We start from the raw sequence: 12,887 nt of genomic DNA, 5'->3' as shown, positions 1-12,887 counted from the left end.
CACGAGGCATATAAGCCGGGCCGCCCGTCATGACCGAACGGGCGGCGTCCACTCAGCGAACGCCGGCGTGGTCGGCACATCGTTTCCGGCAACGGCCATGGCGATCGGCCGAACGGGAGTGTCGTCCCGCGCCACGCCGCCATCGGAGGCGGCGCGGCGGCTCGGCTCCGCTCAGGAGGCCGCGGCGGCCGGCGTGCGGGCCTCGTAGAGGTCGCGGCCCTCGACGAGGGCGCGGATCTTGGCGTCGGCGATCGAGCGCTTCAGCATCCAGAAGCCGCAATCGGGATGGATATAGCGGATGCGCCCCTCGCCGAGCAGACCGGCCGCGCGCTCGATGCCGCGGGCGATCTGGTCGGCGCTCTCGACCTCGGTCCGCTTGACGTCCACGACCCCGAGACCGAGGCCGATTTCGGGCCTCAGGCCGCGAAAGGCCGTCACCTCCTCGGCCGGACGGTGCGCCATCTCCATGACGATGTGATCGACCTTCAACGCGTTGAGGAAACCGATCAGCTTGTCCCACGTCCCTTTTTGGACGCTCTGCCCGCCATAATTGCCGAAACAGAGATGGATCGCGGGCGTCGTCTTCACCGCGGAGAGCACGATATTGCACGCCTCGGCCGCCCACTCCCATTCATCGGGATGGCCGGGCAGGTTCGCCTCGTCGATCTGCACGATCTCGGCGTCGCAAAAAGCGACCTGCTCGGCGAGCGCTTCGGCGATCGCCATCGCGAGCTTCGGCGTCGATCCATAATGCCGGTCCGACAGCGTCTTTGCGAGCATATGCGGGCCGGTCAGCGTGAACTTGAACGTCTTCGATGCGAGCGCCTTGGCGCGCGAACACGCCGCCGGCAGGTCGAGCGTTCCACCGGAGATCGGCCCGTCGACGATGCCGGCCGGCCGCGTGCGGAAGGCCATGCCCTGCTGCTCGCGAAAGGATTGAATTTCCGCGAAGGTGAGCGCCGTGCGCACACCCGCCATCGGCTGCACGAAATACTCGATCATCCCGTTGGTCTCGGGATGGTTGACGTCGAAGCGGTAGAGTTCCCCGTCGCACACGACGTCGATGCCGGCGCGCTCCTGGGTTGCAAGGACGACGCGGGTCGCGTCTATCACCGCCTGCTCGCTGGGCGAGGCGGCAAGCCAGTCCGGAATGGGATAGGATCCCACGACGGTCGTGAGAATGCCGGGCGTCGTCATCGTTCGCTCCCTCGTTGCTGCACTTGACCCGAACGGGGCCGGCAGGAATTATCGATTTAGTTAATAACCATAAGGGCACCTCGATCATGTCGCAACATGCCCCCACGGCATCGGAAACGTCCTCGACTGAAACGCGCGTCGCGCGCGCCCCGGCGCCGGCGGGAGGGGCCGGCATTGCCGGCTGGATGAAGCGCCACTGGATCCCGATCGCGGCGCATGGGGCGGTGCTCGTCGCCTGGCAGCTTTGGGTCGTGCTCGGCGAGGTCCCGGCCTATGTCATGCCGAGCCCGGTCGCGACCTTCGCCTCGCTGTGGGAGAGCTATGACTGGGTGAACAACACCATGGTCACGGCGGGCGAGATCCTGACCGGCTACGCGATCTCGGTCGTCTTCGGGGTGGGCGTCGCGCTGTTGTGCTCCTGGTCGCGGATTCTCGACCAGGCGGTGATGCCGCTGATGATCAGCCTCAACATGATTCCGAAGGTCGCGCTCGGCCCGTTGTTCATCGTTTGGTTTTCCTACGGCTTCACCCCGAACGTCCTCATCGTGTTCGCGATCTCGGTCCTGCCGATCCTCCTCACCACCGCGCGGGGCCTGCGTGAGGTCGAGCCCGACCTTCTCGACCTCGTGCGCGCGCTGAAGGGGTCGCGTTGGCAAATTTTTACGAAGATCCAACTTCCGGGTGCACTGCCCTATATCTTTTCCGGTATGAAGGTCGCGACGGTTCTGGCGGTCGCGGGTGCGATCGTCGGCGAATTCATCGCGTCCGATTCTGGGCTCGGCTATCTGATGCTGCAGGTCCAGGTGACGCTCGACACGGCCGCGATGTTCATGGCCGTCCTTCTCATCACGATGATTGGCGTCGTGCTTTATGGCCTCGTCCAGCTCCTCGAATATGTCACCGTCTCGCGCGACAGCCGTGTCAGCCACGCCTGAGCCCCGGCCCCGTCCGCAGACCCGCGACCCGGAACGCACACGCGGCTTCATCATGAAAGCCGCGCGGGAGGCTTTCGCCCGCGAAGGGTTCGGCGGCGCGCGGATCGACACGATCGCCGCCGCCTCGGGCGTCAACAAGCGGATGATCTACTATTATTACGGGGACAAAGAGGGCCTCTTCCTCGCCGTCCTCGAAATGATCTACGACGAGCTGTCGGACGCCAGCGAGACGCTGGAGCTGACCGGCACGCCGCGCGAGGCGCTCGGCCAGTTCGTCGGCTTCGTCTGGGGCTACTATCTCGAGCATCCTGACGCGATCGCGATCCTCAACAACGAGAATTTGCACCGCGGCACCCATCTCGCGAAGTCGACGCGGATGCGGGGGATCAAGCGACCTCTCGTCCATAAGCTCGAAGCGCTCTTGCAGCGCGGAGCGGCCGAAGGCGTCTTCAAGCCGAACCTCGACCCGGTGACGCTCCACATCACCGTGATCGCGCTCGTCTATCTCTACATCGGCAACACGCCCACATTGTCGATCTATTTCGGCCGCGATCTCGCGGCGGACGCCGCGCGCGAGGCCTGGCGCGCCCACATCGAGGCGATGCTCTATGCGACCGTCGCCGCCGACCCGTCGACGGGGCCGGCCGCTTGACCTCGCGGATCGGATGTAACCATATGGTTGAAACACCGGCGAAGGCTTAGCGGCGCGAAGACCGTCGGCCCGTCCGCCGCACGCTTCGTGGGAGACGACGCCGATGACGGACGCTGCCGACCGCCTGCTCGATGCCGCCGACCTGCCGGACCGGATCGACGATGTCGACGCGCTCGAAGAGCTGATGACCCGGCCCTCACCCGCCCTTGTCGACGATCTCGCCGCGGTGCCTGGCGATATCATCGTCCTCGGCGCGGGCGGGAAAATGGGCCCGACCCTCACCCGCCTCGCCAAGCGCGCTGCGCCGGACAAGAGGGTGATCGCGGTCGCACGCTTTTCCAATCCCGCTTTGATCGACGCCCTATCGGCCCACGGGGTCGACTGCATCGCCGCCGACCTCCTCGACGAGGTGGCGCTCGCGCGGCTGCCGGATGCGGCGAACGTCGTCTACATGGCAGGCTTCAAGTTCGGAGCCGACAGCAATGCGGCGATGACCTGGGCGATGAACGCTCTCGTCCCCGCGCATGTCGCCAAGCGCTATCAAAACGCGCGCATCGTCGCTTTGTCGACAGGGTGCGTCTATCCCTTCGTCCCCGTCGACAGCGGCGGACCGACGGAGGAGACGCCGGTCGGCCCGCCGCCGGGGGAATATGCGTGGTCGTGCCTCGCCCGCGAGCGGATGTTCGAGCACGGATCGCTGACGCATGGCACGCCCGGCCGCCTCATCCGCCTCAATTACGCGATCGACATGCGCTATGGCGTGCTCCACGACATCGCGCGCGCAGTGCATGACGGCGCGCCGGTCGACGTGCGGATGGGCCACGCCAACGTCATCTGGCAGGGCGATGCGAACAGCCAGATCCTGCGCGCCCTCAAGGTCGCGACGCGTCCGACGAGCCCGCTCAACGTCACCGGCCCCGGCACCTTGTCGATCCGCGCTCTCGCCGAAGCCTTCGCCGAACGCTTCGGCACACGCGCGACGATCGTCGGAACCGAGGCGGAGACGGCGTGGCTCAACAATCCGGCGCTCGCGGAGCGTCTCTTCGGACGGCCGGTCGTGTCCCTCGAACGGCTCATCGATTGGCAGGCCGACTGGATCGCCCGCGACCTGCCCTCGCTCGGCAAGCCGACGGGCTTTCAGGTCCGCGACGGGAAATTCTGAGGTGACGCCCCGGACCGACGATCCGGGGCGTGCGATCGTCCGCTCAGTTGGTCGGCACCGTGATCGATGTGTCGATGAACTTGTTCGTCACCGCGTCCATGATGTCGAACGGTTCGTCGAGCTCGAAATAGGTCTCGGTGAGCTTGTAGTCGTCCTGAAGGCGGCCCTCGTCGAAATAGCCGAGACCCTTGGTGGTTGACGTCTCATCCGTCAGCAGCTCGACGACGAGCGCCCAGTTCTGCATCTCGTTGTCCTTTTGCAGACCGGAATTGGCGGCGACCAGCGCGTCGACGCACGGCTCCGGCGTCTCGACGCATTGCTTGAACGCGCGCTGCGTGACGTGGACGAAATTCTCGACCGCCTCCGGGTGCTCTTCGAGGAAGGCGCCATTGACGATGATCGAATTGCCATACGGGTTGATGCCGTATTCCTTCCAGGCGAAGAATCCCATGTCGTCGCCCAGCTCACGCTGGAAGATATGATGGATGTTGTAGAACGACGTGGTGATGTCGAACGCGCCGGACTTGAGGCCGGCGAGCTTGGCGTTCGGCTGCACGTTCACCCATTTCACCGAAACCGGCTCGATGCCGACCGCCTTGGCGAGCGCCGGCCACATCGCCCGCGCCGCGTCGGAGGGCGGGTTGCCAATCGAGTGGCCGGGGAAATCCTTCACGTCCTTGATGCCCGAGGACTTCAGCCAATACATGCCGTAGGGCGAATTGGCGTAGATGTTCATCACCGCGACGAAGTCGGCGCCCTTGCCCTTGGCGATCAAAGCGGTCCCGAGGTCGGCGAGGCCGAGCTGGGAGCGGCCGATGCCGGTGCGCTGGGCCGCCATTTGCGAGCCCTTGCCCTGCTCGATCGACAGGTCGATGCCCGCCTCTTCGTACCATCCTTGCGCCTTGGCGTAGTAATATGGCGCGTGATCGCCGCCGGCGACCCAGTTGAGGACGAAATCGATCTCGACCTCATCCGCCGCATGGGCGGCCGGAACCATCAACAAAGCCGCAAAACCGGCGGCCAACACTCGACGCTTCATGATTTCCCCTCCCACTGTGCCCGTCTCGCGCAATTGACGACGCGCGCGAGTTCGGACAATGTAACCGCTTAGTTACCCAAGGTGCGATTAGTGGTCCTAGCTGTCAATCACATGATCCCGGCTGAGATCTGGCAAAATTTTTCCGCCGGCGAACACCCGTCGATCATGCCATTTTTCTTGATCGACGCGGGAGCCCGACATGGCCGTTGACGCCATGGCCGCGCCGCGCGGCACCGAAGCGACCGCCGCGGCGGGCAAGCCCCCCTTCATCCGGCTCGACAAGGTGCGGAAGGTCTATCGCACCGGCGCGGACGAATTCGTCGCCGTCTCCGACGTGACGATGGAGGTCGCGCAGGGCGAGCTCGTCTCGCTGGTCGGACCGTCGGGTTGCGGCAAGACCACCGTCCTCAAGATCCTCGCCGATCTTCACACCCATGATGGCGGGCGGGTCGATATCGGCGATGGCGAGCACCCGTTCACGCCGGGCCGCGACGTCGGCATGGTGTTTCAGCAGCCGCTTCTTTTGAAGTGGCGCACGATCATCGACAACGTGCTCCTGCCGGCCGAAATCCTGGGGCTTCCGATGAAGCCGGCGCGGGAGCGGGCGCGCGATCTCCTCAAGCTCGTCGGCCTCGAAGGCTTCGAGGCGAAGAAACCTTACGAATTATCGGGTGGAATGCAGCAGCGCGCGGCGATCGCCCGCGCGCTCGTCCACGATCCGAAGCTCGTCCTGATGGACGAGCCGTTCGGCGCGCTCGACGCGTTGACGCGCGAGCGGATGAATCTCGAACTTCTGAGGATCTGGGGAGAGAGCGGGAAGACGATCCTCTTCGTCACCCACTCGATCCAGGAGGCCGTGTTGATGGGCTCGCACTGTGCGGTCCTCACCTCAGGCCCGGCGCGGATGGCGGACTATTTCGCGATCGATCTGCCCTATCCCCGCCGGCTCGACATGCGCCAGTCGCCCGAATTCGGCGCGTACGCACAACGAATCTACCACCTGCTCGGCATGGATTAGCGCGGATCACATGCGGCCCTCCCCCACAACAAACACAATGGGAGGCGCCGCCATCGAAGGGAGGATTACGGATGAAGAGATTGACCCTCGCCGCCGCGGCGCTCGCCGTCCTCACGGCACCCGCGCTCGCGGACGACTATCCCTGGACGCCGGACAAGCCGATCACGATCATCGTGCCTTGGGGCGCGGGCGGGGCGACGGATCAGGTGTCGCGCGTCACCGCCGGCGTTCTGGAAGACGCGCTCGGCCAGCGCGTCGTCATCGTCAATCAGCCCGGTGCATCGGGCGCGATCGGCAAGAAGAACGCCTTCGAGGCCGACCATGACGGCTACACCTGGGCCGCCGGCGCGCCCAAGCAGCTCGGCACCTACAAGCTCCTCGGCCAGTGGGACACGTGGGTCGACGATTGGCGGCTTTACAACACCGTGACCAACGTCCCCCTCGTCGCGGTCAATCCGAACGCCCCTTACGAGACGATGGACGACTTCGTCGCCGCGATGAAAGACGGCTCGGTGACGATCGCGACCGCCGGCGCCGGCTCCTCCGGCCACGCCGCGGCCGAAGCGCTGAAGGGTGCCGTCGGCGGAAGCTACAAACACGTCACGTATGATGGCGGCAATCCGGCCGTGGTCGCGACCGTCTCGGGCGAGGCGGAAGCAACGACACAGCTCGCCTCCGAGCAGGCCGAGATGGTCCGCGCCGGGCGCCTTCGTCCGCTCGCCGTGCTCGCCGATCAGCCGCTCGAGATCGACGGCTATGGGACCGTGCCGCCGATCACCGATTTCGTCGAGGAAAAGCTGCCGATCCTCTCCACCGCCTTCGGCATCTTCATTCCCGTCGAGGGCACGCCGGAGGAGGTGATCGCGACATTCGACCAGATCTGGGCCGAGGTGATCCCGAACGCCGAACCCTTGCGCAAATATGCGCTCGAGAAGGGGGCGCTCTTCACCCCCGCCGCGGGCGACGAGGCGCGCGAGCGCGTCTGGCCGGAGATCCAGGCGGACGCCTGGTCCTTCGATGCGGCGGGCCGCACGAAGATGTCGCCGGACGAGCTCGGCATTCCGAAACCCTGATCGATGCCGGGCCGCGCTCCGGCGCGGTCCGGCTTCGCTCCCGCGCGCGCCGTCGCGGTTTAACCCCGGTCCCTTCGCAGCCGTCCGAACAGCATGTCATCGACACCCCGCGCGGATTTCGTCTTCTCGATGCTCCTCACCGTGCTCGGTGTGGCGGTGATCGTGGAATCGGTGCGGATGCCCCGATTGCAGGAGCTCGGCGTCGACCCGATGAGCGCGCCCGGTCTGACGCCGGGCCTTCTCGGCGTGATCCTCACCGGGCTCGGCATCGCCCTTTTCGCGCGCAGCGTGCGGGCCGCGCCCGTCGCCGGCGAGGCCGAAGGCGGTTGGGGCCGCCTCGCGCTCGCGCTGGGGCTCTGCCTCCTTTATGCGGCGGGGCTCGTCGGACGGATGCCGTTCATGGCGGCGACGGGGATCTTCGTCTTCCTCTTCGTCGCCGCCTTCTCCTGGGGGCGAGCCTCGGCGGCGCGGATGCTGATGATGGCGCTGGCGCTCGCGGTCGGCACCGCCGTCCTCGTCACGTTTCTCTTTGAAAAGATCTTCCTGGTGCGCCTTCCGTGATCGATCAGCTCATCGACCTCGGCGCCGCGATCGTCGCCCTCGCCGCGCCGTCGAGCCTCCTTTCCGTCCTCTGGGCGACGCTTCTCGGCATGACGGTCGGGATGCTGCCGGGGCTGACGGCGACGCTCGGCATCGCGCTCCTCACGACGCTCACCTTCCGCATGGCCCCGGAAGACGCGATCCTGATCCTCATCTCGATGTATGTCGGGGCGATCTATGGCGGGAGCCGCACGGCGATCCTCCTCAACATTCCGGGCACCCCGGCGAACGCCGCATCGAGCCTCGACGGCTTTCCCCTCGCCCGCCAGGGCCGCGCCGGGGAGGCGATGGGGCTCGCGACGGTGGGCTCTTTTCTCGGCGGCTGTGTCGGGCTGGTGCTCCTCGCTCTGATCGCCCCGCAACTCGCCGAGTTCGGGCTTCGCTTCCAATCCTATGAGTTCTTCTGGCTCGCCGTGTTCGGCGTCGTGATCTCCGGCCGGCTGACGGCGATGGACGATCCGATCAAAGGCTGGGTCGCGGGCTTTCTCGGCCTTCTCCTCGCCCAGGTCGGGCAGGAGGGGATCCACGCCTATCAGCGCTTTTCCTACGGCTCGGTGGATCTCGCGGGCGGCTTCGGGCTCCTGCCGGCGCTCGTCGGCGCGTTCGGCTTCGCCGAGCTTTTGTCGGTGATGAAGCAGCCCGCTTATCAGACCGTGCGCGACTATGGCGGCCGCGTCCTGCCGCGCCTTCGCACCGTCCTGTCGCGCTGGTGGCTGGTGCTGCGCTCCGGCGTCCTCGGCACGGTGATGGGGATCATTCCGGGTGTCGGCGAGGATATGGGCGCGTGGGTCTCCTATGCCGCCGCGCGGCGGGCGAGCCGCGAGCCGGAGACCTTCGGCAGCGGCAACACCGCCGGCCTCCTCGCCGCCGAGACCGGCAACAACGCCGCCGTCCCGGGCGCGATCATCCCGGTTCTGACGCTCGCGGTGCCCGGCTCGGCGCCCGCCGCGGTGCTCCTCGCGGCGATGTTCATCCATGGCGTGCGGCCGGGGCCGCTCATCATGATCGAGAATCCCGGCTTCATCTTCGAAGTGGCGGCGATGGTCTTCTGGGCTTCCGTCGCGATTCTCCTGCTCGGTCTCGCGCTCACAAAGCCGATGCTCTTCGTCCTCAGGGTGCCGCGCGAATATCTGATGCCGATCGTGTTCGTCCTGTGTGTCGTCGGCTCGTTCGCGATCGCGAGCCGGGTGTTCGACATCTGGGTGATGCTCGGCTTTGGCGTCTTCGGTTTCATCCTGCGGCAAATGAACTATCCGATGGCGCCGCTTGTTCTCGGTATCGTGCTCGGCGACATTCTCGACAAGAATTTCAGGCGCGGCATGGTGCTGTCGGACGGCTCGTTCGAGCCGTTCGTCACCCGTCCGATCTCGGGCGTCCTTGCCGCCCTCACGCTCGTGACCATCCTTTGGGGGATAGGTCCCGTGCGCCGCGCCGTCGCGCGCCTATTTCGGCGAAGCTGATTCGCCCCCCGCCTCTGGAGACGATGCCATGACCGACCGCCCGCTTCTCAGCCTCGAAGGGGTCGACTTCTTCGAGCGCGACGTGACGATGCGGATGCCCTTTCGCTTCGGCGTCGTCACGATGACGAAGGCCCCGCAGACCTATGTCCGCGCGAGGATCCGCTTCGCCGACGGGCGGGAGGCAAGCGGCATCTCGTCCGAGCTTCTCGCCCCGAAATGGTTCGACAAGTCGCCGGACCTTTCCAACGAGGGCAATTTCGACCAGCTCCGCCGCTCCCTCGCGATCGCGCGCGAGGCCTATGAGGCGGCCGATCGCGACACCGCGTTCGGCATCCACGTCCAATCCGACGCGGCGATACGGGAGGCGAACGAGCGGGCGGGCCTTCCCCCGCTCGTCGCCTCGTTCGGCAAGGCGCTGCTCGACCGGGCGATCCTCGACGCCATGTGCAAGGCCGAGCGGATCTCGATCTTCACGGCAGCGCGCGCGAACCGCTTCGGCCTCACCGCAGCGCTGACGCCGGACCTTGGCGATTTCGACCTCGACGCCTTCCTCGCCACGCTCTCGCCGGCCGGGACGATCCACGCGCGGCACACGGTCGGCCTCGTCGATCCGATCACGGCGGCGGACCTTCCCGCCGACAAGCGCGTCGATGACGGGCTGCCCGAGACGCTCGAGGAGGTGATCGCGACCTATGGCGTCACCCATTTCAAGCTCAAGGTCGGGGGGGATCTCGAGGCCGATATCGAGCGGCTGACGGCGATCGCCGCGGCGCTCGATCATCTGCCGAGCTACCGCGCGACGCTCGACGGGAACGAGCAATATCGCGACGTCGGCGGCGTTCTCGAGCTCTGGCGCCGGATCGAGGCGACCCCGGCGCTCGCGCGCCTTGCTGAGGCGATCGTCTTCATCGAGCAGCCGATTGCGCGGGCGAAGGCGTTCGAGGCGAACATTTCGGATCTGTCCAACGAGAAGCCGGTCGAAATCGACGAATCGGACGCGACGCTCGACGCCTTTGTCCGCGCCAAGGCGCTCGGCTACCGCGGCGTGTCGTCCAAATCGTGCAAAGGCGTCTACCGCTCGCTCCTCAACCGGGCGCGGTGCACGATGTGGAACCACGCGGCGGGCGAGCCGCGTTATTTCATGTCGGCGGAGGATCTGACGACCCAGGCGGGCACGGCGGTCGAGCAGGATCTCGCCCTCGCGACGCTGATCGGCTGCACCGACGTCGAGCGGAACGGGCACCATTATGTGAACGGGATGAGCGCCGCCTCGCCCGCCGAGCAGTCGAACTTTCTCGCCGCCCATCCAGACCTTTACAACAACACGCACGGCGCGGTCCGCGTGCGGATCGAGCAGGGACAGATCTCGATCGCCTCGCTCGACCAGCCGGGCCTCGCGGGCGGCGCCGAGCCCGACTTCGCCGCGCTGAAGCCGATGACCTACGCGGCGTGAACCATGGCGACGTCCGCACCCACTCCCCTCGGCCCGGCCGATATTCCCGCATGTCTCGCATTCTCGGCCGAGGCCGGATGGAACCAGACCGCGGCCGATTGGGCGCTGATGCTGTCGGCGGGCCGTGGGGTCGGGATTGTCACGGACCGGCTGATCGCCACCGCCGCCATCGTCCCCTATGAGGGCTTCGGCTGGATCTCGATGGTCTTCGTGGCGCAATCGGAACGGCGCCGGGGCCATGCGCGGACCTTGATGGAATGGGCGGTCGCCGCGCATCGCGAAGCGGGCCGCGTGCCCGCTCTCGATGCGACGCCGGCGGGCCGCGAGGTCTATCGGCGGATGGGGTTCACACGGGTGTGCGACGCGACGCGCTATGAGGGTATCGGCGGACGCGAGGACGGCGTGTCGCCCTCCTACATCGTTCCGGCGACGGGCGATGATCTCGCCGCGATCATTGCCTATGACGCGCAATATTTCGGCGTCGAGCGCGGGACGATTCTCGCCGCTTTGCTGGCTCGTTCGACGACGTTCGCGGCGGTCGCCCGCGAGAACGGCCGCATCACCGGCTACGTGATCGGCCGGAACGGGACGCGGGCGACGCAGATCGGTCCGCTCGTCGCCGATCGGGAGGCCGACGCCGCGGCGCTCCTTTCCACCGCCTTGAGCCGGATCGATGGGCCGGTCTTCGTCGACGTGATGGATCGGCACGAGGCGGTCGGCGAAAGCCTCACCCGGCGCGGCTTCGCGGTGCAGCGCCGGTTCGAGCGCATGGCCTATGGCGACACCGAGGGACGGGTCCGAGATGCGCCGGAAATCGTGGCGATCGCCGGACCGGAGCTCGGCTGACCCCTATCCGAGCCCGGCTGCGGGACGGAAAACGAGGCGGCAAATGGTGCCATCGGCGACGGTACGCGTCGTTTCGGCGTCGAGCTGTTTGATCAACGCGCCGACAATACCGAGACCCGACCCGCCGATCGGCGCCGGCCCCGACTGACGCGGCGCGGGCTCCGCGTCGCGGCCGGTCCCGTCGTCGGAGACGACCGCCTCGATCCGCCCGTCTTCGAGATGCCGCAAGGATACCAGCACCGTGCCTTGCCGGCCGCCGGGAAAGGCGTGTTTCAACGCGTTGGTCACGAACTCGTTGACGATGAGACCGAGCGGGGTCGCCTCGGCGACGAGGAGCTCGGTCGGCTCCAACGCGCGTGACAGACTCACATTGGGCGGGGCCAGCGAGGCGGCGACCGAATCGCAGATCCTGTCGATGAGCTGATCGGCCCGAACGCTCTCGGTCTGCTGGTTGCCGTCGAGAACGTCATGGATCGCGGCGACGGAGATGAGGCGGCGCTCGAACTCGGTCATCGCCTCGTCGACGACGGCTTCCTTCGCCTCCCGCCGCGTCGCGCGCAGCAGGGAGACGAGAAGGGCGAGATTGTTCTTCGAGCGGTGGACGAGCTCGCGATTGAGGTTCGCTTGCTGGGCGAGCAGATCCTTCAGCGTCTGTTCGGTCCGCGCGCCCTTTTCGAGTTCCTCCGTCAGTCTGCCGACGAGCTGGCGGTTCTCGGTGGCGCGCGCCCCCCGCTCGTCGTCCTGGACGATGAGGAGATAGATGACGTTCGCCTCGGACGTGCGGATGCGGATCGCCTGGCCGTGCAGCGGGATCGGGGTACCCGCGCCGTTGCCGGCGATCGGCGTCAAAGCGAACGGATGCCATGACGAGGCCGCGGCGATCTCCGCCATCGCCTCCCACACGGTCGCCTCGCCATCGGCCCAAAGGGAGACGAAATCGCCCTGCCCGTGCCCGCCCGGCGCGGCGCATCCGAAATCCCGACGCGCGCTGTCATTGGCGAACGCGATCTCACCCGCACGGCCCACGATCAACGCACCGACATCGAGCTTCTTCAGCGCTTCGGCGGTGAGGTCGTTGTCGAAACGGGGCTCGTCGTCGCGCGTGACGGCGAGCATCCATTTCGGTGTGGCGGTGGCGGTGTCGTCCATGTCCCACGCATCCCGGCTGCGCGGCGGGATCGACGGACGCGTGTCCCGCTCGAGGAGTTTCAGGGGCGGCCGACCGCGTTCGGCCGGACGAGAGCGTGCGCGATCCGGCGTTGCCGCATCATCATAAAGACCGTCTTGGCTTCCAACGGAAAGAGAGGCCGGCGGGCCGTGCAGCCTGCGCAACTCCCGTTCGGTTCCACCGCTCCATTCGGACGTTTGCGACAGTGGCCGCACGCCGTCGATTGGCACCATCGGATACTCTCCCAGCTTTAGGACGCACTCGATCATGAGCGGTTGCTCCGG

At 66.8% G+C, this 12,887-nt stretch carries 12 protein-coding genes; 9 read left to right on the top strand and 3 right to left on the bottom strand.

Going from position 1 to position 12,887, the window contains the following annotated elements:
* Window positions 1–171: 171 nt before the first annotated feature.
* Window positions 172–1,197: a cobalamin-independent methionine synthase II family protein gene (locus L1787_RS04645; protein WP_235707369.1), complete on the bottom strand. Its 1,026-nt coding sequence runs from the start codon at window positions 1,195–1,197 to the stop codon at window positions 172–174.
* A 185-nt stretch (window positions 1,198–1,382) separates the two neighbouring features.
* Between L1787_RS04645 and L1787_RS04640 the strand changes: the two genes are divergently transcribed.
* The 3 genes from L1787_RS04640 (at window position 1,383) to L1787_RS04630 (ending at window position 3,946) form a co-directional block, all read left to right on the top strand.
* Window positions 1,383–2,132 carry an ABC transporter permease gene (locus L1787_RS04640; RefSeq protein WP_235707368.1) on the top strand — a complete coding sequence of 250 codons (750 nt, stop codon included), beginning with the start codon at window positions 1,383–1,385 and terminating at the stop codon, window positions 2,130–2,132.
* A gap of 52 nt (window positions 2,133–2,184) precedes the next feature.
* On the top strand, window positions 2,185–2,784 hold the full coding sequence (locus L1787_RS04635; protein ID WP_235707367.1) for a TetR/AcrR family transcriptional regulator: 600 nt from the start codon (window positions 2,185–2,187) through the stop codon (window positions 2,782–2,784).
* Window positions 2,785–2,887: 103 nt separating this feature from the next.
* On the top strand, window positions 2,888–3,946 hold the full coding sequence (locus L1787_RS04630) for an NAD-dependent epimerase/dehydratase family protein (RefSeq protein ID WP_235707366.1): 1,059 nt from the start codon (window positions 2,888–2,890) through the stop codon (window positions 3,944–3,946).
* A 43-nt stretch (window positions 3,947–3,989) separates the two neighbouring features.
* On the opposite strand, the gene L1787_RS04625 is transcribed toward L1787_RS04630, so the two are convergent.
* Window positions 3,990–4,985: an ABC transporter substrate-binding protein gene (locus L1787_RS04625; RefSeq protein ID WP_235707365.1), complete on the bottom strand. Its 996-nt coding sequence runs from the start codon at window positions 4,983–4,985 to the stop codon at window positions 3,990–3,992.
* 214 nt (window positions 4,986–5,199) lie between these two features.
* Here L1787_RS04625 and L1787_RS04620 point away from each other — a divergent pair, with 214 nt between their 5' ends.
* The 6 genes from L1787_RS04620 to L1787_RS04595 all read left to right on the top strand — a co-directional run bounded on the left by L1787_RS04620 (window position 5,200) and on the right by L1787_RS04595 (window position 11,435).
* Window positions 5,200–6,003 (top strand): ABC transporter ATP-binding protein, encoded by an 804-nt coding sequence (locus tag L1787_RS04620; RefSeq protein WP_235707554.1) that lies wholly within the window; start codon window positions 5,200–5,202, stop codon window positions 6,001–6,003.
* 71 nt (window positions 6,004–6,074) lie between these two features.
* Window positions 6,075–7,076 carry a Bug family tripartite tricarboxylate transporter substrate binding protein gene (locus L1787_RS04615; protein ID WP_235707364.1) on the top strand — a complete coding sequence of 334 codons (1,002 nt, stop codon included), beginning with the start codon at window positions 6,075–6,077 and terminating at the stop codon, window positions 7,074–7,076.
* Between the two features lie 93 nt (window positions 7,077–7,169).
* The gene (locus tag L1787_RS04610) at window positions 7,170–7,637 is read left to right on the top strand and encodes a tripartite tricarboxylate transporter TctB family protein (protein ID WP_235707363.1); all 468 of its coding nucleotides are present in this window, start codon (window positions 7,170–7,172) and stop codon (window positions 7,635–7,637) included.
* Entirely contained in the window at window positions 7,634–9,136 is a 1,503-nt protein-coding gene (locus tag L1787_RS04605) for a tripartite tricarboxylate transporter permease (protein ID WP_235707362.1), read from the top strand. The genes L1787_RS04610 and L1787_RS04605 overlap by 4 nt, the downstream gene beginning before the upstream one ends.
* A gap of 28 nt (window positions 9,137–9,164) precedes the next feature.
* On the top strand, window positions 9,165–10,589 hold the full coding sequence (locus tag L1787_RS04600) for an enolase C-terminal domain-like protein (RefSeq protein ID WP_235707361.1): 1,425 nt from the start codon (window positions 9,165–9,167) through the stop codon (window positions 10,587–10,589).
* Window positions 10,590–10,592: 3 nt separating this feature from the next.
* Window positions 10,593–11,435 (top strand): GNAT family N-acetyltransferase, encoded by an 843-nt coding sequence (locus L1787_RS04595; protein WP_235707360.1) that lies wholly within the window; start codon window positions 10,593–10,595, stop codon window positions 11,433–11,435.
* A 3-nt stretch (window positions 11,436–11,438) separates the two neighbouring features.
* Here L1787_RS04595 and L1787_RS04590 read toward each other — a convergent pair whose 3' ends face one another.
* Window positions 11,439–12,584, bottom strand: a complete 1,146-nt coding sequence (locus L1787_RS04590; RefSeq protein WP_235707359.1) for a sensor histidine kinase — start codon at window positions 12,582–12,584, stop codon at window positions 11,439–11,441.
* Window positions 12,585–12,887: the final 303 nt, after the last annotated feature.

The organism is Acuticoccus kalidii (assembly GCF_021556395.1).
GTDB classification, from domain to species: Bacteria; Pseudomonadota; Alphaproteobacteria; order Rhizobiales; family Amorphaceae; genus Acuticoccus; species Acuticoccus kalidii.
This window is presented reverse-complemented; position numbering and strand designations above follow the sequence as displayed.